General features: G+C 72.1%; 21 protein-coding genes. 11 read left to right on the top strand and 10 right to left on the bottom strand.

What is annotated here, in order from left to right:
* Positions 1-73 precede the first annotated feature (73 nt).
* A complete protein-coding gene (locus tag ACFS27_RS18405) occupies positions 74-952 on the bottom strand; it encodes a LysR substrate-binding domain-containing protein (RefSeq protein WP_377185712.1) in 879 nt (292 codons plus the stop codon).
* Between the two features lie 168 nt (positions 953-1120).
* On the opposite strand from ACFS27_RS18405, the gene ACFS27_RS18400 reads away from it, so the two are divergent.
* The 4 genes from ACFS27_RS18400 to ACFS27_RS18385 are packed head-to-tail and all read left to right on the top strand — an operon-like array spanning position 1121 to position 4687.
* A complete protein-coding gene (locus ACFS27_RS18400; protein WP_377185710.1) occupies positions 1121-2140 on the top strand; it encodes a tripartite tricarboxylate transporter substrate binding protein in 1020 nt (339 codons plus the stop codon).
* A 7-nt stretch (positions 2141-2147) separates the two neighbouring features.
* On the top strand, positions 2148-2708 hold the full coding sequence (locus tag ACFS27_RS18395; RefSeq protein ID WP_377185708.1) for a tripartite tricarboxylate transporter TctB family protein: 561 nt from the start codon (positions 2148-2150) through the stop codon (positions 2706-2708).
* A gap of 48 nt (positions 2709-2756) precedes the next feature.
* Positions 2757-4295, top strand: a complete 1539-nt coding sequence (locus ACFS27_RS18390) for a tripartite tricarboxylate transporter permease (RefSeq protein WP_377185706.1) — start codon at positions 2757-2759, stop codon at positions 4293-4295.
* Positions 4292-4687, top strand: a complete 396-nt coding sequence (locus tag ACFS27_RS18385; protein ID WP_377185704.1) for a universal stress protein — start codon at positions 4292-4294, stop codon at positions 4685-4687. Before ACFS27_RS18390 ends, ACFS27_RS18385 begins: the two co-directional genes overlap by 4 nt.
* On the opposite strand, the gene ACFS27_RS18380 is transcribed toward ACFS27_RS18385, so the two are convergent.
* The gene (locus tag ACFS27_RS18380; protein WP_377185703.1) at positions 4684-5379 is read right to left on the bottom strand and encodes a FadR/GntR family transcriptional regulator; all 696 of its coding nucleotides are present in this window, start codon (positions 5377-5379) and stop codon (positions 4684-4686) included. The genes ACFS27_RS18385 and ACFS27_RS18380 overlap by 4 nt on opposite strands.
* A 27-nt stretch (positions 5380-5406) precedes the next feature.
* Positions 5407-6540 carry an L-talarate/galactarate dehydratase gene (locus tag ACFS27_RS18375; RefSeq protein ID WP_377185701.1) on the bottom strand — a complete coding sequence of 378 codons (1134 nt, stop codon included), beginning with the start codon at positions 6538-6540 and terminating at the stop codon, positions 5407-5409.
* Positions 6541-6620: 80 nt separating this feature from the next.
* Between ACFS27_RS18375 and ACFS27_RS18370 the strand changes: the two genes are divergently transcribed.
* The 4 genes from ACFS27_RS18370 to ACFS27_RS18355 are packed head-to-tail and all read left to right on the top strand — an operon-like array spanning position 6621 to position 9669.
* Positions 6621-7562: an NAD-dependent epimerase/dehydratase family protein gene (locus ACFS27_RS18370; protein ID WP_377185699.1), complete on the top strand. Its 942-nt coding sequence runs from the start codon at positions 6621-6623 to the stop codon at positions 7560-7562.
* Between the two features lie 49 nt (positions 7563-7611).
* Complete coding sequence (locus ACFS27_RS18365; protein WP_377185697.1) at positions 7612-8013, top strand: ArsR/SmtB family transcription factor; 402 nt, start codon at positions 7612-7614, stop codon at positions 8011-8013.
* Positions 8010-8753, top strand: coding sequence for a cation diffusion facilitator family transporter (locus tag ACFS27_RS18360; protein WP_377185695.1), 744 nt, complete (start codon positions 8010-8012; stop codon positions 8751-8753). Before ACFS27_RS18365 ends, ACFS27_RS18360 begins: the two co-directional genes overlap by 4 nt.
* Positions 8746-9669: a cation diffusion facilitator family transporter gene (locus tag ACFS27_RS18355; protein ID WP_377185693.1), complete on the top strand. Its 924-nt coding sequence runs from the start codon at positions 8746-8748 to the stop codon at positions 9667-9669. The genes ACFS27_RS18360 and ACFS27_RS18355 overlap by 8 nt, the downstream gene beginning before the upstream one ends.
* Before the next feature lie 47 nt (positions 9670-9716).
* Here the strand turns inward: ACFS27_RS18355 and ACFS27_RS18350 are convergent, their stop codons facing one another.
* Positions 9717-10337: a TetR/AcrR family transcriptional regulator gene (locus ACFS27_RS18350; protein ID WP_377185691.1), complete on the bottom strand. Its 621-nt coding sequence runs from the start codon at positions 10335-10337 to the stop codon at positions 9717-9719.
* Positions 10338-10422: 85 nt separating this feature from the next.
* Between ACFS27_RS18350 and ACFS27_RS18345 the strand changes: the two genes are divergently transcribed.
* Positions 10423-10854, top strand: coding sequence for a nitroreductase/quinone reductase family protein (locus ACFS27_RS18345; RefSeq protein WP_377185689.1), 432 nt, complete (start codon positions 10423-10425; stop codon positions 10852-10854).
* A gap of 21 nt (positions 10855-10875) precedes the next feature.
* On the opposite strand, the gene ACFS27_RS18340 is transcribed toward ACFS27_RS18345, so the two are convergent.
* The 5 genes from ACFS27_RS18340 to ACFS27_RS18320 all read right to left on the bottom strand — a co-directional run bounded on the left by ACFS27_RS18340 (position 10876) and on the right by ACFS27_RS18320 (position 16737).
* Positions 10876-12000 (bottom strand): epoxide hydrolase family protein, encoded by a 1125-nt coding sequence (locus ACFS27_RS18340; RefSeq protein ID WP_377185687.1) that lies wholly within the window; start codon positions 11998-12000, stop codon positions 10876-10878.
* 34 nt (positions 12001-12034) lie between these two features.
* Positions 12035-13978: an HNH endonuclease gene (locus ACFS27_RS18335; protein ID WP_377185685.1), complete on the bottom strand. Its 1944-nt coding sequence runs from the start codon at positions 13976-13978 to the stop codon at positions 12035-12037.
* Positions 13979-14081: 103 nt separating this feature from the next.
* The gene (locus ACFS27_RS18330) at positions 14082-14351 is read right to left on the bottom strand and encodes a hypothetical protein (RefSeq protein WP_377185683.1); all 270 of its coding nucleotides are present in this window, start codon (positions 14349-14351) and stop codon (positions 14082-14084) included.
* Positions 14352-14434: 83 nt separating this feature from the next.
* On the bottom strand, positions 14435-16054 hold the full coding sequence (locus ACFS27_RS18325; protein ID WP_377185681.1) for an ABC transporter permease: 1620 nt from the start codon (positions 16052-16054) through the stop codon (positions 14435-14437).
* Positions 16051-16737: a TetR/AcrR family transcriptional regulator gene (locus tag ACFS27_RS18320; protein WP_377185679.1), complete on the bottom strand. Its 687-nt coding sequence runs from the start codon at positions 16735-16737 to the stop codon at positions 16051-16053. Before ACFS27_RS18320 ends, ACFS27_RS18325 begins: the two co-directional genes overlap by 4 nt.
* Before the next feature lie 83 nt (positions 16738-16820).
* On the opposite strand from ACFS27_RS18320, the gene ACFS27_RS18315 reads away from it, so the two are divergent.
* Together ACFS27_RS18315 and ACFS27_RS18310 are read left to right on the top strand one after the other, a co-directional pair.
* A complete protein-coding gene (locus ACFS27_RS18315) occupies positions 16821-17486 on the top strand; it encodes a TetR/AcrR family transcriptional regulator (RefSeq protein ID WP_377185677.1) in 666 nt (221 codons plus the stop codon).
* Complete coding sequence (locus ACFS27_RS18310) at positions 17483-18769, top strand: glycosyltransferase (protein ID WP_377185675.1); 1287 nt, start codon at positions 17483-17485, stop codon at positions 18767-18769. Before ACFS27_RS18315 ends, ACFS27_RS18310 begins: the two co-directional genes overlap by 4 nt.
* A 33-nt stretch (positions 18770-18802) precedes the next feature.
* Here ACFS27_RS18310 and ACFS27_RS18305 read toward each other — a convergent pair whose 3' ends face one another.
* Entirely contained in the window at positions 18803-20056 is a 1254-nt protein-coding gene (locus ACFS27_RS18305; RefSeq protein WP_377185673.1) for a hypothetical protein, read from the bottom strand.
* Positions 20057-20082: the final 26 nt, after the last annotated feature.

Genomic DNA, 20082 nt, shown 5'->3' with positions numbered 1-20082 from the left:
TCCAAGCCCGATATGGCATCGGCCGATACCCGGCCAGCATCAATTCACCCGCAGCGGGGTGGGACGGGTGGGGTCAGACGGGGTGCAGGAAGCGGAGGAACTCGTGGAGGGCCGGGTTCTTCGACTCGCGGTTCCAGATGGCGTGCAGCTCGACGACGCCGTGCGGCACGTCGGCGAGCTCGAGGAACGTCACCCCGGGCAGACCGAGGAGGCGGGCCGACTCGGGGACGAACGCCACGCCGCGGCCCGCTGCCACCAGCGAGCACATGGTCAGGATCTGGCTGACGACGTGCACGACGCCGGTGTGCTCGACGGCGATGTAGCGCACGACCATGTCGTAGAAGTAGCGGGCCTTGGTGGGGTGGTGCCCGATCACCGGCTGCTCCCGCAGGTCGGCGGCGGAGACGGGCCGGTCGAGGCGGGTCAGCGGGTGCCGGTGCGGTACGGCGAGGACCAGGTCCTCCGACAGCAGCAGCCGCGAGTCGAAGCTCTCCTGGTCGAACGGCGGCCGGCCGAGCGCGAGGTCGAGCTCACCGCGCCGGATCGCCTCGATCTGCTCGACGGTGACGAGCTCCTGGAGGTCGAGGTCGACGTCCGGCATGAACTCGGCGATCTCCTGGACCAGGGTGCCGAGCAGGCTGAACCCGGACGCGGCGGTGAACCCGAGGCGCAGCACGCCGGCCCGGCCGGCGGCTATCTTCCGGGCGAGCGCCGGGGCGCCGTCGGCGGCGGTGAGGAGCCGGCGGGCCTCCTGAAGGAACACGGCGCCCGCCGTCGTCAGCTCGACGTGCCGGTTGTCCCGCTCCAGGAGCGGGACCCCGACGGCGCGCTCGAGCTTCTGGACCTGACGGCTCAGCGGGGGCTGGGTCATGGTGAGCCGCTCGGCGGCGCGGCCGAAGTGCAGCTCTTCCGCCACGGCCACGAAGCAGCGGACCTGATCGAGGGTGTACACGATGCCTTCCGAGAATCAAGCAATGCAGTAAGAGGCTTAGACAGGCATCGTATGGGCTTCCTATGCTCAACGCCCGACCGGGATACGCCTTTCCTCCGGTCGCGGGCGGTCCCCGGATCGCTCGCCCAAGGTCTCCATCTGTACAAGATCTCAATGAGGAGAGCTGTGATGACATCTCTTACCCGCCCGGCCCAGCGCACCCGCAGGGCCCTCCTTGGCGCGACCGCCGCCGGCGCCGCCCTGACCCTCGCCGCGTGCGGCGGGAACGTGGCAGGCGGAGCCGACGCCGCGGGCGCCGAGTTCCCGACCGGTCCCGTGACCATCACCGTGGGCCAGGACGCCGGCGGATCCACCGACCTGATCGCCCGGGCCGTCGCCGATGGCATGGCCGAGGACCTCGGGGTGTCGGTCCCGGTCATCAACCGGGCAGGGGCGAACGGTGCGCTGGCGACCGAAGAGGTCGCTGCCAAGCCCGCCGACGGTCACGAGCTGGTGCTGCTGAACGCCTCCCTCATCACGATCACGCCGCTGGCGGTGTCGGACGACGAGGCCGTCGACCTGAGCAACCTCGACGTGCTCAAGGGCCTCTCGCAGGACGACTACGTGCTGCTCGCCAGCGCGGAGTCCGGCTTCGAGGACCTGAAGGACCTGAAGGACGCGTCCGGCGACATCACGTACGGCACCACCGGCGTCGGCACGGGCTCGCAGCTCGCGCAGGCAGCGCTGTTCGCGCAGGCCGAGATCGACGGCACCGCGGTCCCGTTCGACTCCGGCTCGCCCGCGCTCACCGCCGTCGTCGGGGACCAGGTCCAGGTCGCCACCGTGCAGCTCGGCGAGGCGAAGCCGCAGATCGACGCCGGCAAGGTCGTGCCGCTGCTGGCCTTCTCGGCCGAGCGCAACCAGTTCCTCCCCGACGTGCCGACCGCCGTCGAGGAGGGCTACGACGTGCCGGTCTCCCAGTACCGTGCGGTCGCCGCGCCGAAGGGCCTGCCGGAGGAAGTCAAGGCCCGGCTCGTGGAGTCGATCGACGCGGCCATCGCCTCGGACACCTACACGGCGTTCAACGAGAACAACCTGCTCACCCCGCACGAGATCTCCGGCGACGAGGTCACCACGGAGTGGACCGAGCTCGCCGAGAAGTACCGGGCGCTCACCGACGAGTACGACATCAGCCTCGCGGAAGGCTGAGCCACCCGTGGGAACGGCAACCGAGAAGGACGAGGTACTCGTGGACGGCGGTCCGAACGGCAGTGCGGTCGGGAAGACCGGCGAGCCCGCGCCGGGCGCCGCCGGTGAGTGGGCCGACGAAACGCCCCCGCCCGCCGGCCCGGTGGCCAACCTCGCCGCCTGCCTGGTGACCGCCGCCGTCGGCCTGTCCGGGGCGGTGGGAGCGGTGGCCCTCGGGCTCGGCACCCCCGCGCAGCCCGGTGCCGGGCTGTGGCCGCTGGCCATCAGCGTCGCCGTCGTCGTGCTGTCCCTCGCCCAGGCCCTGATCGGGCGACGGGGCGGCGACGGGGAGACGTTCTCCCGGTACTCGTGGCTCCCGCTGATCGGTCTCGCGACCCTGCTCTGCCTCGTGGCCCTGCTGCCAGTGATCGGGTTCGAGATCCCGTCGCTGCTGCTGAGCCTCGTCTGGATGAAGCTCCTCGGCGGCGAGTCCTGGCGCTCGGCCGTCCTGTACTCCGTGCTCGTCGTCGGCGTCCTCTACGCGGTCTTCGTCGGGGCGCTCGGCACCAACGTCCCGCACCTCTTCTGACCGAGCTGACACCGCCGCCAGCTCTGACCCCACCCAAGGGAATCGCACGTGGAATCGCTGCAGAACGTCGCCGCCGGCTTCGCCGTCGTGCTGGAACCGACCAACCTCCTGTACTGCCTGGTCGGGGTGGTCATCGGCATGCTGATCGGTGTGCTGCCCGGGCTCGGCCCCGCCGCCACCATCGCCATCCTGCTGCCGCTCACCTACGGCGTCGAACCCGTCACCGCGATCATCATGCTCGCGGGGATCTTCTACGGCGCCCAGTACGGCGGCACCATCACCTCGGTGCTCCTCCGGCTGCCCGGGGAGGCGAGCTCCGTGGTCACCGTCCTGGACGGGTACGCGCTCGCCAAGCAGGGCCGGGCCGGTACGGCGCTCGGGGTCGCCGCCGTCGGCTCCTTCGTCGGCGGCACCGTCGCGATCATCGGGCTGACCTTCCTCGCGCCGCTCGTCGCGGGCTTCGCTCTCGACTTCGGGCCGCCCGAGTACACGGCTCTTGCCCTCGTCGGCATCCTCCTTGTCGCGACCATCGCCTCGGGTTCCAAGGTCAAGGCGCTGGTCGCCGCCGCCATCGGACTGCTGCTCGCCACGATCGGCCGCGACGCCTTCACCGGCGCCGAGCGGTTCACGTTCGACAGCCTGAGCCTCGCCGACGGCATCGACTTCGTCCCCGTCGCCATGGGCCTGTTCGGCCTCGGAGAGATCCTCTACAACCTGGAGGAACGGCACCGCGCCGTGTCGGCGCCGGGCAAGGTGACCAACGTCTGGCCGAGCCGCAAGGACCTCAAGGAGTCGTCCGGCGCCGTGGCCCGCGGATCCGTGCTCGGGTTCTTCCTCGGCATCCTCCCCGGTGGAGGCGCCACCATCTCCTCCATGGTCGCCTACGCGGCCGAGAAGAAGCGCGCCAAGGACCCGAGCCGCTTCGGCAAGGGCGCCATCGAGGGTGTCGCGGGGCCCGAGACGGCCAACAACGCGGCCGCCACCAGCTCGTTCATCCCGCTGCTCACCCTCGGCATCCCCGCGAACGCCACCATGGCGCTCATGTTCGGCGCGCTCCTCATCCAGGGAGTCACACCGGGCCCGCAGCTCGTGACCGAGGAGCCCGAGCTGTTCTGGGGCGTCGTCAACTCGATGTACATCGGCAACGTGCTGCTCCTGATCATGTCGATCCCGCTGGTCGGCGTCTTCGTCCGGATCCTGCGCGTACGCGCGGCGATCCTCGCGCCCATCACCGCGCTGATCACCATGATCGGCGCCTACACCATCAACAACTCCGTCTTCGACGTGCTCCTGGTGGTCGTGTTCGGCGCCGTCGGCTACCTGATGAAGAAGTTCGGCTTCGAACCAGGGCCGCTCGTGCTCGCGTTCGTGCTGGGCTCCCTGCTGGAGTCCAACCTGCGGCGCTCGCTGCTGATGTTCGACGGCTCCGCTGCCGGCTTCCTCACCCGGCCCATCTCCGCGACGCTCCTCGTGGTGTTCGTCGTGGTCGCCGTGCTGCCCCTGATCCAGTCCGTGCGCGGGCGGCGGGCGGTCCGGCCGTCGGCGGGCGACGCGCCCGCGAAGAACCGAGAGGAAGAGTCAGTATGAGCATCGTCGTCGGGTACGTCCCCACACCCGCCGGGGAGGCCGCCGTGCAGGCGGCGATCACCGAGGCCGGGCTCCGGGACGAGGACCTGCTGATCGTCAACTCGGCCCGGGAAGGTTCGGTCATCGAGACGACCGTCGCAGCGCCGGAGGACCTCGACCGGGTGCTCGCGCAGGCGGCGGACGCCGGCGTGCGGGCGAAGGTGCTGCGCGGCACGCACCGCGACGACTTCACCGACGAGATCCTCGACCTGGCCGAGGAGCACGGGGCGTCGCTGATCGTGATCGGCCTGCGGCGGCGCAGCACGGTGGGCAAGTTCATCATGGGCTCGGTGGCGCAGCGGATCCTGCTCCAGGCGGACCACCCGGTCCTGGCGGTCAAGCCGGCGTCCTAGAGGCCGGACTCCTGCAGCAGCCTGCGCCGGGAGCCGGCCAGGTGGACCCGCATCGCGGCGGCGGCGGCGAGCGGGTCCTGCGCCTCCAGCGCCGCCAGCACCGCCCGGTGCTCCTGCACGACGGCGGTGAAGCGGCCGCCGTCGTGCGGGCTGCCGCCGTTCCGGTCGAGCCGGCCGCGCGGCATGGCGATCATCTGCGGCCCGAGCCGGTCCAGGGCCTCCAGCAGGAACCTGTTCCCAGCGGCCCCGGCCACGAGCCGGTGGAAGGCGAAGTCGTGCTGCACGGCGGTCGCCGGATGCCCGGCGGAGGCAGCCAGGGCGTCGAGCCGGTCGGTCAGCGCCGCGAGCTGGGCCGGCGTGCGCCGGGACGCCGCGAGCGCGGCGGCCTCTGCCTCCAGCGCCAGGCGGTACTCGACCAGGGCGAGCCGGTCGTCCAGCGACCGGGCGAGCCGTGGGCCCCCGTCGGCGTCGTCCGCCGGGGGAGTGAGCGCGTAGCTGCCGCTGCCGCGCCGGGTGTGCACCAGCCCCTCCAGGTTGAGGCGGGCGATCGCCTCGCGCACGACGGTGCGGCTGACCTGGTGCTCGGCCGCCAGGCGCGGCTCGCTGGGCAGCTTCTCGCCCGACGCGATGTCGCCGTTGACGATGCGGGTCCGCAGCGACTCCACCAGGGTGCCGCTCAGGGTCTTGGCCATGTGCCCATGCTTCCATCTCGGGTGTGCTCAGGGAGCCCCGAACACCGCGCTGTCGGTGGTCCAGGCGCGCGCCTGCTCGCTGAACGTGACGCCGAGACCCGGTCGGTCGGGCACGAGCATGCGCCCGTCCCTGGTCTCCAGGCGTTCGTTGAACAGTGGGTCGAGCCAGTCGAAGTGCTCCACCCACGGCTCGCGCGGATAGGTCGCCGCAAGGTGGAGGTGGATCTCCATCGCGAAGTGGGGTGCGAGGTCCAGCCCGGCCTGGTCCGCCAGCGTGAGCAGACGCAGGAACTGCGTGATCCCGCCGACGCGCGGGGCGTCCGGCTGGATGATGTCGCACGCGCGGGTGGCGATGAGGCGCTCGTGCTCCGCGACCGACGCGAGCATCTCACCGGTCGCGATCGGGGTGTCCAGAGCGGCGGCGAGCGCCGCGTGGCCCTCGGCGTCGTAGGCGTCCAGCGGCTCCTCGATCCAGGTGAGGTCGAACTGTTCGAGACGCCGACCCATCCGCAGGGCGGTGCTGCGGTCCCACTGCTGGTTGGCGTCGACCATGAGCGGCACGGACGGGCCGATGTGCTCCCGGACGGCGGCGACCCGGGCCAGGTCGCGGGCGCCGTCGGGCAGGCCGACCTTGATCTTGATGCCGCCGATCCCCTCGGCGATCGACCGGCTCGCGCGGTCGGTGACCTCCTCGATGCTCGCGTTCAGGAACCCGCCGGACGTGTTGTAGGTGCGTACCGAGTCGCGGTGGGCGCCGAGCAGCTTGGCCAGCGGCAGGCCCGCACGCTTGGCCTTGAGGTCGTACAGGGCGATGTCGATCGCGGCCAGCGCCTGGGTGGCCACCCCGGAGCGGCCCACCGAAGCCCCCGCCCACAACAGCTTGGTGTACAGCCTGGCGATGTCGTTCGGGTCCTCGCCGACGGCGGTCTGCGCCACCTCCTTGGCGTGCGCGTACTGGGCGGGGCCACCGGCGCGCTTGGAGTAGGAGAACCCCAGGCCCTCGAACCCCTGCTCCGTGGTGATCTCCGCGAAGAGGAACACGACCTCTGTCATCGGCTTCTGGCGGCCGGTGAAGACCTTGGCGTCGGAGATGGCGGTGGCCAGCGGCAGCGTGACAGTCGAGAGCTGCACGGTCCTGATGGCGTCGGGCTGGTACGTCATGGCGCTCCTTTGCGGCGGGTTCAGAAGCGAGCATACAAGTTGCGAACCTGTATGACGAATATGGATGGGACCCTGAGCCCATGACCACGCATCTCGTCGTCGGCGCCGGCCCGGTCGGCGCCGCACTCGCGTACCGGCTGTCCCAGGCCGGTCGCACCGTCCGAGTGGTGACCCGCTCCGGCGTCGGACCCGACCTTCCCCGCGTCCAGCGGCTCGCGGTCGACGCGACCGACGCGGCGGCGCTCGCGCACGCCGCCCAGGGCGCCGGCGTGCTGTACAACTGCGCCAACCCCGGGCCGTACCCCGACTGGGAGCGGGGCTGGCCGCCCTTGGCGAAGTCGGTGCTGCACGCGGCCGAGGCATCCGGGGCGGTGCTCGTCAGCCTCGGGAACCTCTATGGCTACGGCCCGGTCGACGGGCCGATGACCCGGAACCGGCCCCTGGCCCCGTCGAGCCCCCTCGGCGAGGTCAGGGCACAGGTCTGGCACGACGCGCTCGCCGCGCACCAGGCCGGCCGCGTGCGCGTCACGGAGGCGCGCGCCTCCGACTACATCGGGCCATCGGTGACCGAGGCCCACGGCGTCCTGCCGGTGTACGCCGCGGCGACGCTCGCGGGAAAGTCGGCACCGGTCCTCGCGGATCCGGACCAGCCGCACACGTGGACGGCCGTCGACGACGTGGTCTCGACCCTCATCACGCTCGGCGTCGACGACCGCGCCTGGGGCTCGCCGTGGCTCGTGCCGTCGAACCCGCCCGTGACGGTCCGTGAGGTGCTGCGCGAGCTGGGGTCCCGGGCGGGGACGGGCGAGCCGCGGCTGCGGCGCGTGCCGCGCCTCGCGCTGCGTGCCGGAGGGCTCGCGATGCCGGTGGCGCGCGAGGCGCTCGGCGTGCTCTACCAGTTCGACCGGCCGTTCGTCGCGGACACCTCGGAGACCAGCAACGTGCTCGGCGTCCGGCCCACGCCGTGGACGCAGGTCCTGGACGCGACGGCGCCTGCATGGAGGGCCCGCGCGACGACGTGACGCACCCTGCAAGACGGCTGGTGCGGAACCGCGGTGCTAGCATCGCCGTATGGCGATGACAGAGGTGAGGAGCGATCGTGCTCCGGACGGTCCAGTGGCGATGGCAGTGGCGGCGTGCCTGTTCCACGGGTTCTCGGACCCGTCGCGGCTGGCGATCCTGCGGCACCTGGCCCTCGGTGAGCACCGGGTCGTCGACCTGACCGGGCACCTCGGCCTGGCGCAGTCGACGGTGTCCAAGCACCTGGCCTGCCTGCGGGACTGCGGGCTCGTCGACTCCCACCCGCAGGGACGGGCCTCCGTGTTCTCCCTGACGCACCCGGAGGCGACGCTCGCGGTGCTGGAGTCCGCCGAGCGGCTGCTCGCCCTGACCGGCGACTCGGTCGCACTGTGCCCGGTGTACGGGGTCGACGGCTCCGCCGCGCACGCGACCGCACGGGACGGCGCATCATGAGCGCGCAGCCGGACGCGAACGCGGAAGCTGAGGTGGCGGTACCCGGCGACGCGAAGGCCATGACGCGGACGACGGAGCAGCTGACGCGGCGCGGCCTGCGCCTGGCGCAGTTCACCGTCGCCTACAACGTGGTCGAGGGTGTCGTGGCGATCACGGCGGGCATCCTGGCCGGCCTGGTGTCCGTCATCGGGTTCGGCATCGACTCCGGCATCGAGTCCATCGCCGCCGTGCTCGTGGGGCTCCGGCTGGCCGCCCGGCTCCGGCACGGCGAGGCCGACGAGCGCAAGGAGCGGATCACGCTGCGCCTCGTGGCGATCACGTTCTTCCTGCTTGCCGGCTACGTCACCGTCGAGGGCATCCGCAGCCTCGTGGTCGGCGAGACGCCGGAGAACTCGCCGGTCGCGGTGGGGCTCCTGCTCGCGTCGCTCGTCGTCATGCCGCTGCTCGCAGCGGCCAAGCGCCGCGTCGGGCTCGCCCTGGCGGACCCGCTCATCCTTGCCGACGCCGCGGAGACCCGGATCTGTGTGCTGCTGTCCGTGTCCACGCTGCTCGGACTGGTGGTCTTCGCGCTGACGGGTGCAGGCTGGGTGGACCCGGTGGCCGGGTTCGTGATCGCGGCCTTCGCCATCCACGAGGGCCGCGAGGCCTGGGAGGGCGAGCTCGAGCACGACCACGGCCATGACCACGATGCCGAGTGCGACCAGGAAGCCGACCACGAGAGGGCTGGTGCCGATGGCTGATCACCAGCACCACCACGGCGCGCACGGCGAACAGGGCAACCGGCGGCGCCTGGCGTTCGCGTTCGGGATCACGGCGGCGGTCTTCCTGGCCCAGGCGGTCGGCGCAGCGGTCACGGGCAGCCTCGCGCTCCTTGTCGACACCGGGCACATGCTCACCGACGTCGCGGGCCTCGGCATCGCGCTGTTCGCCGCGTCGCTCGCGCTGCGGCCGCCGTCACCGCGCCGGACCTGGGGCTTCCGGCGGGCCGAGGTGCTGGCGGCGCTGGCCCAGGCCGCCGTGCTGCTCGCCGTCGGCATCTACGCGCTGATCGAGGGGGTGAGCCGTCTCGCGGGTCCGGCGCAGGCGCCCGGACCGGGCCTGCTGGCGTTCGGCATCGTCGGCCTGGTCGGGAACGTCGTGGCGCTGCTCGTGCTGGCGGGCGGCAGGTCGGCGTCGCTCAACCTGCGGGCAGCGTTCCTCGAGGTGGTGAACGACGCGCTCGGCTCGGTGGCGGTGATCCTCGCAGCCGTGGTGATCGCGACCACCGGGTGGCAGCGGGCCGACGCCGTGGCGGGCCTCCTCATCGCCGTACTGATCCTGCCCCGGGCGGCCAAGCTCCTGGCCGACTCCGCGAACGTGCTGCTGGAGGCCACGCCTGCCGGTATCGATCTCGACCAGGTGCGGGCCCGGTTGCTGGAGGTGGAGAACGTCGAGGCGGTGCACGACCTGCACGCGTCACTGGTCGCCACCGGGCTGCCGACCATCAGCGCGCACGTGGTGGTTCGCGACGCCTGCTTCCGCGACGGGCACGCGCCACCGGTCCTCGACGCCCTGCAGCGGTGCGTGGCCACCGAGTTCGACGTGCCGGTGGAGCACTCGACCTTCCAGCTCGAACCGGCAGAGCATGCTCGTCACGAGGCGCCGACGCACGCGTGACTGTGGCCCGCCGGGTCGACGTCGATCGGGCCGGGCCCTGGCGCAGGTCAGTCCGCCGTCGTACCCGCCGGACCGCAGACGCGCTCGATCAGGTAGCGCCAGCCCGCCTCGAAGCCGGCGGTGAGCGCGGGCCGGTCCTGCTCGCGGGCGTCGAAGAGCTGGACCAGGAGCGGCCCTTCCAGCGCGGACGCGAGCTGGCCGGCGAGCAGGTCGATGTCGGCCCCCGGCAGGTCGAGGTCGCGCAGCAGCACCCGGATGTGGATCTGGGACAGCGGCGGGCGTCTGCCGCCCGGCTGGCGGCCGCCGATCGCGGCGTGGGCGATGTCCTGGTTCTCCGCGAGGAAGCGGATGCGGGCGGATCCGTAGGCGATGATGCGGTCGACCGGCGGGGCGCCGGGGCCGAGCGGCGGCGGTCCCGAGAGGATCTGCAGTTGCAGCGCGCGCTCGTTGTCGTCCAGGAGTGCCTGGAAGATTCCCGCCCTGGTCCCGAACCGCCGGAACACCGTGCCCTTGCCCAGCCCGGAGCGCTCGGCGAGCCGGTCCATCGTGAGGTAGTCCGGCCTGTCCTCCGCCAGGAGCTCCCGCGCGGTGGCGAGCAGCCGCTGACGGTTGCGCGCCGCGTCGGCGCGCTCGGGGTGCGGAGCGCCCCAGATCAGCGGTGTACCCATTCCCGGATGCTATCGGGAATCGGGTAAGCGGGGTAAAGTCCGGTTACGTCGACCGGTACGGCCGACCGAGACTGTGGAGGACAACATGGCAGACATGAACACCGGTGTCATCGAGGCGTTCCGGGCGAACGCGGGCGTGCTGGGCGACGACGTCGCGGGCGGGCACTTCACCGGCAAGCGCCTGGTGCTGCTGCACCACGCGGGGCGGGTCAGCGGCAAGGAGTACGTGACGCCGCTCGTGGCCGCGACCGACGGCGACGCCTACGTGATCACCGGCTCGCTCGGTGGCGCGCCCAAGGACCCGGCCTGGGTGGCGAACGTCGAGGACGGCCCCGGCGAGACCACCATCGAGGTCGGGGACAAGACCATCCGGGTGAAGACCACCGTGGTCCGGCCGGGGGAGCCCGACTGGGAGCGCCTCTACGGCATCTGGGCCGAGTACTGGCCGGACGCCAAGGAGTACGAGACCCACACCGACCGCAAGTTCCCGGTCATCCGGCTCGAGCCGACGGCCTGAGCCCACCCGCTCGGTCACCGGTCAGCCGACCGACCGGACGAACTCCCGGACGCGCGCCGCCATCTCGCCCGGCACCTCGCCGACCGTGAAGTGTCCGCCCTCCTCGAGGCGGTCGAACACGCGCAGGTCGAGGTAGTGGCGGCGCGCGAGCGACTCGGGGTACGTCCGCTCGTGACGCTGGATGAACACGGCCGCCGGCACGCCGGTGGCTGGGATCGGTCCGGGCTGGTCGGCGCCCTCGTAGTACGGCCGGAACGACGATGCGATCGTCTGCGTCGCCCAGTAGATGGTGGCCTCGGTGAGGATGCGGTCCCGCGAGATGCGCCGCTCCACCGCGGCAGGGTCCCCCCGCGGGGTGTCGCTCCACTCGACCAGCTTCTCGGTGAGCCACGCCAGCAGGCCGGCGGGGGAGTCGTTGAGGGCGGTCGCGAGGGTGTCCGGCCGGGTGGCCTGCACGTGCCCGTAGGCGCCGTCGGTCCTGTGCTGGGCGGCGAGCTCGTCGAAGAACTCCTTCGCCGCCGGGTCGGTGAGGGCGGCGCGCTCCTCGTCGGTGGGGAAGTGCGCGTGCGTGGCCACGATCCCCGCCACGTGCTCCGGGTAGCCGGCGGCGATGAGGTCGCTCACGTTGGCCGTGACGTCCTCGCCGTAGGTGAAGTACCGCTCGTAGCCGAGCACGTCCGTCATCAGCGTGTGCATGGTGACCGCCAGCCGCTTCTCGGACATCTCGCCCGCCGTGTACGGCGCGGAGAACCCGAACCCGGGCAGGCTCGCGACGACGACGTCGAAGTCGGGCAGGAGGTCGGCGAAGTCGAGCTGCAGGGCGAACGTGTGCGGCCAGCCGTGCAGCACCAGGAGCGCCGGGGCGTCCGGCCGCTCGGAACGCAGGTGCACGAAATGCAGGTCGACGTCGCCGATCTCGGCCAGGAACTGCGGGTGGGCGTTGAGCCATGCCTCCCGCGCCCGCCAGTTCCACCCGATCCAGTCGTCGACCAGCTCGCGCAGGTAGGCGGCCGTCATGCCCGACGCAGGGCGCCGGGGTGAGTCGTCCGGGATCCGGCTCCGCGCCAGCCGGTCCCGCAGGTCGGTCAGGACCTGGTCGGGGACATGCACGGTGAAGGGCCGTGGCTTGCTCAGCGGCTTGCTCATGCAGGAGACGTTATGCCGAGCCGCTGACGCTCGCTCAGAAGGGTGGTTCGTCGGAATCGGTGGGCGTGGTCGGGCTGGTGGGTGCGGTGCCGGGTTCGGTGGTCGTGTACTGGCGTGGGAGGTGTCGCCCGGTGAGGGCGCGGAGCGTCAGGTCGTGGCTGGTGTCGGGGTCGATCTGGTCGAGCTCGACATGGGTGTCCAGCACCGTGGGCGGCCGGGTATGGGTACGCCCGGTGGGCGTGGTCCAGGTGGTGATCCCGGTGCCGGGGTCGCGGACGAGGCCCCAGCCGGCGTGCGTCTTGAGCAGGTGATGCTTGCGGCACAGCGCGTGCAGGTTCTGCGCGCTGGTCTGCCCCCGCCCGTTCCCACGGTCACCGTCGCCGTCCTTGTCGGCCCTCTTGTTCTTGTTCTTCTGGCCGTGGTCGAAGGGCTCGATGTGGTCGAGGTCGCAGCGGGTGGCGGGGGTGTCGCAGCCGCCGAGGAAGGTGCAGGTGCCGTCCCGGGTCTCGATGGCGTTGCGAAGGGTCTTGCTGGGTTGGTAGGTGGTGGTGGAGTAGTCGGTCAGGATCCCGGTGACGGGGTCGGTCAGGAGGCGTTGCCAGGTGGCGTCGGTGGCGATGGTGCGGGCGATGTCGGCGGGGATGGGTCCGTAGCCGTCCAGGTGTCCGGGTGCGTCGTCCAGGTTGAGGAGGGCGGTCGCGGGGACGGTGACTCGGATGACGGGACGGGTGGGCGTGATCCGCACCGGTCGCACGATCTCCTGCACACCGGTCCCCGTGCCAGTCTCGGGAGCTGGCTCGGTGCCTGTTCCGGTCCCTGTGCCAGTCTCGGTGCCGAGCTCGGTGGTGGTGAAGCGGTTGGCGGGCAGGAGGCGGCCGGTGATGATTCCGGTCAGGGAATCGGCGCGCAGCTGGCCCAGGGTGCGCTCCTCGCCGGTGGTGTGGCGGAGCTGGTGGGCCATGTCGTCGACCACTCCCCAGACCGCTGCCGCATCGATCGCGGGCAGATAGGCGGTCAGCCAGCCCATGGCGTTCTCCGCACGATCAAGCTGGACACACCGCCGCCCGGCTTCGTGCTCTGCGGTCCGTGCAGCGCCGTGACGGGCCTCGGCGAACGCGAGCATCTTGTGCTGTAGCCATCTCCAGGTCCGGCGGGGTGCGTGGGGCAGGTAGCGCGCGATCGCCTCGGCCCGCTCGGCGACGGTGAGCTGGGTGGCGGAGCGCAGCAGGACCTGCGCCTTGGGCACGTCGATCCGCCCTGCGACGAGGGCGGTGATCACGCTGGGGTGCCGGGCGCCGGACTCGGCGCGGACCACGACCTGGGTGGCTTCCCTCTCGGTGACCACCAGCTCGGCGGTGACCTGCCCGACCAGCGAGTTGTGTGCCAGCACGTGCGACTCCCGCGCGGCACGTTCGGCCACGACCATCGCCTGCACGCCGGCCATCCAGGACTGCATGCGACCGCACGCCGTGACCAGATCACCGAGCGCGTCGTCCGACAGGCCGCCGAGCGCACCCGAATGCAGGCCGCCCGAAGGCCCGCCCGCGGCCCCTTCGGTGGGTGCCCCGCCGTGCGGATCGCCGTGCAGTGTGTTGTCCAGGTCGATCGCCTCGGCGATCACCCGTGCCAGGCGGACGCCCGGTGCGTCGTGCAGGGCGTGGCGCAGGACGTCTTCGGGCCACGACATCACCGGCACACCCGTCGCCGGCAGCACCAGTGCTGGGTCCGGGACGGGCGACGTGTCGGGGTCCCGGTACTGCGTCGTGTTCCGGTACCAGGCCTCGTCGAACGGCTCGTCCCCGAACACCCCACGCGACGGCGCCTCGTCCTCGACCACCACCCGCACCAGCACCCCGTCCCGCAGCACCAGCTCACCGCGGACGTCGTCGTTCCAGGCCGGGTCGGCTGCGAACGGATCGTCCGGGAGCCCGGCCAGGAGCGCGCCGGTCAGGCCGTGTTCGGATCCTGCTGCGGACATGTACCCCACCTCCTCCACCCAGAACGATAGAAGACCAGTCTCATTACCAAGGACGTGTGTTCGACAATAGCCTCCACCACTGACACACCCGGGGCCGCTGCGGTCACGAGGCCGGTGGCGCCGAACGTTGCTCGAGGATCGCCTGGGTCGCGCTGTCGAGGTTCTGGACCAGCTTGTGCACACCGTCGAGCAGCGCGACGAGGCCGATCAGGAAGACCGCGCTCCCGATCACCACGGCCACCGCCATGGCGCCAGAGCCGCCGACGGAGAACAGCCCTGCGCCCAGGATCAGCCCGCCCAGGCCCACGGTGATCGGGACGGCGGACCTGTTCGCCGTCGTCTGCCGCTTCCCGGTTCCAGCTGTATCGGTCATGACTGACATGGTCACGGCCCGCGGGCACCCCGGCCAGCGCCGCACGGGGTGAATCGTGGCGGACACGAGACCTGGCTCCGGGATCAGCGCGGCAGGTCTCTCCGCCGCACCCCGGCGAGCCCCGCCGTGATCAGGCCGGCCGCGAGCGCTAGGAGCACGTACGGCGACCAGGGGGTCGTGTAGTAGGGGCTGACGTGCGCGAACGGCGAGGTGGTGAGGTAGACGACGTCGGGCAGGCCTGCCTTGACCAGGATCTCACCGAAGACGCCGATGGTCAGTCCCAGCCAGGCCACCGGGACGGTCGCCCGCGGCGCGATCCCGAACGTCAGGGTGGCCACGCCGATCAGCACCCAGACGGCCGGGATCAGACGGAGCGCGACGGGCAGCACGCCGTCGACGTCGGGCGCGGTCGCCGCCAGGGTGAGGCCGAGGAGGGCGAGGATCGACGCCGAGCCGGCCAGGGCCGCGCCGACGGACGCGGCCACCCAGCGGACACGTGCCACCGGGGCCGCCAGCGTCAGCTCGGCAATGCCGGAGACCTCGTCGTGCCGTACGCGCAGGAGCGTGAGGATCGCGTAGGCGGCGACAGGGAACACGAGCACGAACTCGACGTAGACGAAGAGCGCGGCAGCGGGGTCGTCGAGGCCCATGGCGGCCGCATAGTCCGCCGCCCAGGGCGATCGGGCATAGTCGGCAACGGCTGCGGCGCCTCCGCTGCCGAACGCGAGGCCGAGCGCGACGAAGGCCAGCGTCCAGACGAGGAACGGCATCCGGTTCTGCCGCCAGGTCATGCCGGCGACACCGCTCAGGGAGGCGGGGGCGGTCGCGCGTCCCCGGCGCGCCGGGATCAGCCCGGCGCCCAGGTCCCTGCGGGCCGACAGGACGAAGGCAAGGGCCAGTGCAGCTGCGACGGTGGCGAGCACCAGGGCGAGCGGCCACCAGCGGTCGCCCGCGTACGCGCGGGTGCCCTCGAGCCAGCCGCTGGGGGAGGCCCAGGTGAGCCAGGCGGTGTCGGTCAGGTGGCCGACGCCTCGGACGAAGTGCAGGCCGTACACGATCACCACGGCGACCGCGCCGACGGTGCGCGCGTGCTCGAAGACCTGGGTCAGGACGGCGGCGACCGCAACCGCGATCCAGACGGCACCCGTGGCGATCAGGCCGAGCAGCACGGACCCCGTCGGCGGGAGCCCGGTGGCGGCGAGACCCGCGGCCGAGGCCAGGCCGATCAGCAGGCCGGTCAGACCGACGAGGGAGACCGCGGCGGCCAGCGGGGCCGCGTGCCCGACGGCGGACGACCGCACCAGCTCCAGGCGCCCGCGCTGCTCCTCGGACCGGGTGTGCCGCACGACGAAGAGCACGGCGCCGATGGCCGCGAAGATCGTCGTGCCGCCGAACGCCTGCTGCGCGACGAGCGCCTCGTGGGTCGCGGTGAACGCCTGGGCCTGGAACAGGACGAACATGGGCAGGGCCTGGATCTGCGCGTACCGGTCCTGGACCGCCTGCTCGGTCGGGTAGGTCGAGCCGACGGAGGCGCCGCCGCCGACTGCGACCACGACGATCAGCAGCGCCCAGAGCGGCAGCAGCAGCCGGTCGCGGCGCAGCGCGGTCGCCAGGAGCAGCCGTGTTCCTGCGAGCGCGCGTCGGCGGGCTGTGGCTGGTGCTCCGACGGCGGTCGCGGAGCTCCGGGTGGTGATGGCGGTCATCGCGCCTCCTCCGGCCGGGTCCGACGGCGGTCAGCACCGGACCCGCGGTCCTCGACGGCGGCCCGGACGTCCTTGCCGGTCGTGGACTGTGCGAACTCGCCCATCGCGGCGTAGAGGTTCATGATTCCCATGGCGACGCGGGCCGAGCCGATCGCCTCCTCCGGCTCCTGCCCGAACCGCCGGGCGACCTGGCCGATCAGGAGCGCGATCCCTGAGTGCATGGCGGTCATCACGGTGGCCGTGTCCCTGGCGTCGCCGCTGCCCTCGGGGAAGCGGTCCGGCCAGGTCTCGGTGAGGAAGTCCTGCGTGCCGTCGGCGAGCTGGTCGAACACCTCGTCGGCCGCCGCAGAGCCGTCAAGGGATGCGCGCGCGAGGTAGCGCAGCAGGAGCGGGGACTCGTCGAAGAGCTCGCCCAGCGCGTCGGCGTCGGCGAGCTGGTCCTTCTTCGCCAGGTGCAGCACCCGGCGGCGGAACACCTCGACGACCAGCTCGTCGCACGCGAGGCGCAGCCCGTCCTTCGTCCCGAAGTGGTGCTGCACCAGGCCGACGGAGACGCCCGCCGCCTGGGCGATCCCGCGCATGGTGGCCCCGCTGGTGCCGTGCAGCGCGAACTGCTCCAGCGCCGCGTCGCGGATCCGGGCCCGCGCGCTGAGGTCGCTCTCCGAGTACTGATGGGTCGGCATGCCGCCAACAGTACGTACGTATTGCCGACCATACAAGTGTATTGGAGGTGTGCTCGGACTAAACGTTTGTTTAGTCTGGCGGGGTGGCTGCACCCGATGACTCGACACGGAACGACCCGGCCGGCCGGACCCGGGTCCGCGACGCCGCCCTCGACCTGTTCGGGCGGCACGGGGTCAACCGGGTGACGGTACGGGCGATCGCCGCGGCGGCGGGCGTCTCCCCGGGGCTGGTCGTGCACCATTTCGGATCCATGGCGGCGCTACGCCGCGAGTGCGACGCGTACGTGGTGTCGATGGTGCGTGGGACGGACGACCCAGGCCGCGGGGAGGCGCCCGACGGGGTGATGTCCGGCGATGCCACCGGGTTGGCGGCCATGCTCGAGGTCGCGACCCCGGTCCGCCGTTATCTCGCCCGCGCCTTTCTCGACGGCACGCCCGAGGCGGCCGCGCTGTTCGACGAGATCGTCGAGGTCACCACCGCCTGGCTCACCGACGGCGAACGGGAGGGCTGGGCCCGGCCGACGTCGAACCCACGCGCCCGGGGTGCGATCTACGTGAGCTGGCTGCTCGCGCCGCTCGCCTTCTCCGACCATCTCGAGCGCGTGCTCGGGATCGAGGACCTGTACGAGACCGACGCGACCGTCGAGCACGCTCGGGTCGCGCTGGAGATGTTCACTCACGGAGTCTTCGCCGACGAGCGTGCGCTCGGGGCGTGGGACACGGTCGCGAAGGAGCGGAAGAACCCATGAAGGCGCTCATGATCACCCACGGCACCCGAGGCGATGTCCAGCCGTTCGTCGCGCTCGGCGACGCGCTGCGCCGCGCGGGGCACGACGTCCTGCTCGCCGCGCCCGAAGAGATGGCCGAGCTGGTCACGCGGTACGACGTGCCGTTCGCGCCGCTCAACGACGGTACGAAGGCGCTGATGGACGACCCGGAGATCAGCGCAGCGATCGAGACCAACTACCGGGGGCTGCGCGGCAAGGTGGCCGGCGTGCGGGCGATGCGCCTGAGCAAACCGCTGATGGAGAAGGTGTACGTCGACGCGAGCGTCGCTGCCGACATCGCCGCGGCGGACACGGGCATCGACGTCGTCATCCACCACAGCGGACTGCCGATGCACTACCTCGCAGAGAAGCTCGGCGTCCCGGCTGTGCCCGTCTGCTTCCAGCCCGGCTGGGTCCCGACCAGCAGCTTTCCCGCCCCGCAGCTGCCGGCCAGGTTTCCGCAGCGGCTCAACCGCCTCAGCTACGCGCTGACCACCCCTGCTCTGCGGATGCTGGCCCGGATGGGCGACAGGTGGCGCTCCGAGACCCTCGGGCTACCGCGCCGGCGGCACCAGCACGACATCACACGGCGGCCCGACGGCGAGCACACCCTCGTGCTGCAGGCGTTCAGTCCGCACGTGCTGCCCAGCCCGCTGGAGTTCCCGCACTGGGTGCGGACCACCGGGTTCTGGTTCGTGCCGGAGTCTCCGGAATGGACACCGCCGGAAGGGGTCGACACCTTCCTGGACGCGGGGGATCGGCCCGTCTACATCGGGTTCGGCAGCATGTCCGGCACCGAGCCGGCCCGCGTCGGGCGGACGGTCGCGGAGGCGGTACGCCGCTCGGGCGTGCGGGCGGTCCTCGTGACCGGCTGGGGCGGGATCGACGCCGCGGAGCTCGGCGACGACGTCCTGGTGCTCGACGAGGCGCCGCACGACTGGCTCTTCCCGCGGATGGCGGCGATCGTCCACCACGGCGGGGCCGGCACCACCTCTGGCGCGCTGGCCTCGGGGCAGCCCCAGGTGATCTGCCCGTTCCTGGGCGACCAGCTGTTCTGGGCGCGCCGGATGGAGCAGATCGGCGTCGCGCCGGCCGGGCAGCCGCAGTCGCGGCTCACGCCGGACGGGCTGGCTCAGGCGCTCGGGCGAGCCGTCTCCGACGAGTCGATGGCGGTCCGGGCGGCCGAGCTCGGCGCGACGGTCCGCGCCGAGAACGGCCTCGGCGCGGCCGTCGACGCACTGGAACGCCACCTGGCCCGGGTCTGACCTGCTCGACCAACCCGGCGGGGCGGTCAAGGGTCAGGGCTTGATCGTGACCCGGGACGTGTCCCCGGGTCCGGCGTGGAACGAGAGCACTGCCCCCGTCGTCGGCTCCGTCCAGGACGTGCCCGGCGCGAACGGGGCGTCGTCCAGCCCGTCCGCAGAACCGGGCGTCGAGTCCACCACACGCACGGGCCCGTGGCCGGAACGCACGGACGTGTCGACGGTGTAGACGAGCGCGCCGCCCGCGGCGATGCCCTCGTCGTACCCGACCGGCCGCCGGTTCTCGACCACGACGACGCGCGTCTCCGAGAGCGGGTACACGACCATCGCGTCCTGCCACGAAGGAGCATCGGCGGAGCGGGCGACGGGGTTCAGCCGTGCGGTGGTCGTCCGCCCGGGGTCTGCGCACACGACCTGATCGTCATCGAGCCAGCCGAGCTGCCACCGGTGCCAGCCCAGGAACTCGGGACCCTGTCCCGAGATCAGGCCCATCAGGTCCCAGCCGCCCGCCGCCGCGTGCCAGTTCCCCGGGTCCTCCGGCGGCGCCTCGAACAGGTAGAGGTCGGGCAGGCCGAGCGTGTGCCCCGTCTCGTGGGCCAGGACCAGCCCGCCCCAGCGCCACTGGTCGTACCCGAACGTGACGGCGTGCGTGAGGTGGTTGCCGTCCGCCGTGACGTCCAGGAAGTTCGTCGTGGGCGAGTAGGTGATGTTCGGTGCCTCCCGCGTGGCCGACACCCAGACGACGTCCACGTCGGAGAAGTCGTACGTGGCGTCGGCCGCCGCGACCGCGTCGCCGATGTACCGGACGTGGTCCTCGTAGGTCAGGCCCCGCTCGAACGGATAGGCCGTGGACGGCTCGGGCATCCGGACCCACCCGTCCGACGCCGTCGTCGTGACGTCGAGCCGTCCACCCGACACCTGCTCCAGGTACTCGACGCCCGGCGCCAGGTTGGCCTCCGCCTCGCCCAGCGAACCGGCGGGCGCCGGATGGTCCTCGAAGTCCACGAACAGCATCGCGGCCTTGAGCGTGCCGGTGGCCGGGAGCGCCTGCTCGTCGAGCGGGAACCCGGAGCCGAGTCCGTCCACGGCGGCAGGGAGCCGGCAGCCGTCGACGGACGCGGACGTCGCCGCCGCCGCCGTCGCCGCCGTTGTCGTCGTCGCGGCGGACGACTCGGTCGCGGCGCTCGCCGGTGCGGCCACCGGTCCGGCCCCGAGGGCCACGGCGGCGAGGGCGGCGACCGCCCCGATGGGCAGCGCCCGGACGTTCCGAGCAGGTCGTGTCGTGTGCATGAGGTTCCAGCTCCTTTGTCGTGGTG

The sequence above is a fragment of the Promicromonospora vindobonensis genome, assembly GCF_042685865.1.
GTDB classification, from domain to species: domain Bacteria; phylum Actinomycetota; class Actinomycetes; order Actinomycetales; family Cellulomonadaceae; genus Promicromonospora; species Promicromonospora vindobonensis.
Note: the sequence above shows the minus strand (reverse complement) of the source record. Positions and strands in the feature narration are given on the sequence as shown.

Coding starts and splice junctions, on each gene's coding strand:
- ACFS27_RS18400 (WP_377185710.1), top strand. CDS start 1,121: ATGACATCTCTTACCCGCCCGGCCCAGCGCACCCGCAGGGCCCTCCTT.
- ACFS27_RS18385 (WP_377185704.1), top strand. CDS start 4,292: ATGAGCATCGTCGTCGGGTACGTCCCCACACCCGCCGGGGAGGCCGCC.
- ACFS27_RS18380 (WP_377185703.1), bottom strand. CDS start 5,379: ATGGCCAAGACCCTGAGCGGCACCCTGGTGGAGTCGCTGCGGACCCGC.
- ACFS27_RS18375 (WP_377185701.1), bottom strand. CDS start 6,540: ATGACGTACCAGCCCGACGCCATCAGGACCGTGCAGCTCTCGACTGTC.
- ACFS27_RS18370 (WP_377185699.1), top strand. CDS start 6,621: ATGACCACGCATCTCGTCGTCGGCGCCGGCCCGGTCGGCGCCGCACTC.
- ACFS27_RS18365 (WP_377185697.1), top strand. CDS start 7,612: ATGGCGATGACAGAGGTGAGGAGCGATCGTGCTCCGGACGGTCCAGTG.
- ACFS27_RS18360 (WP_377185695.1), top strand. CDS start 8,010: ATGAGCGCGCAGCCGGACGCGAACGCGGAAGCTGAGGTGGCGGTACCC.
- ACFS27_RS18355 (WP_377185693.1), top strand. CDS start 8,746: ATGGCTGATCACCAGCACCACCACGGCGCGCACGGCGAACAGGGCAAC.
- ACFS27_RS18350 (WP_377185691.1), bottom strand. CDS start 10,337: ATGGGTACACCGCTGATCTGGGGCGCTCCGCACCCCGAGCGCGCCGAC.
- ACFS27_RS18345 (WP_377185689.1), top strand. CDS start 10,423: ATGGCAGACATGAACACCGGTGTCATCGAGGCGTTCCGGGCGAACGCG.
- ACFS27_RS18340 (WP_377185687.1), bottom strand. CDS start 12,000: ATGAGCAAGCCGCTGAGCAAGCCACGGCCCTTCACCGTGCATGTCCCC.
- ACFS27_RS18335 (WP_377185685.1), bottom strand. CDS start 13,978: ATGTCCGCAGCAGGATCCGAACACGGCCTGACCGGCGCGCTCCTGGCC.
- ACFS27_RS18330 (WP_377185683.1), bottom strand. CDS start 14,351: ATGACCGATACAGCTGGAACCGGGAAGCGGCAGACGACGGCGAACAGG.
- ACFS27_RS18325 (WP_377185681.1), bottom strand. CDS start 16,054: ATGACCGCCATCACCACCCGGAGCTCCGCGACCGCCGTCGGAGCACCA.
- ACFS27_RS18320 (WP_377185679.1), bottom strand. CDS start 16,737: ATGCCGACCCATCAGTACTCGGAGAGCGACCTCAGCGCGCGGGCCCGG.
- ACFS27_RS18310 (WP_377185675.1), top strand. CDS start 17,483: ATGAAGGCGCTCATGATCACCCACGGCACCCGAGGCGATGTCCAGCCG.
- ACFS27_RS18305 (WP_377185673.1), bottom strand. CDS start 20,056: ATGCACACGACACGACCTGCTCGGAACGTCCGGGCGCTGCCCATCGGG.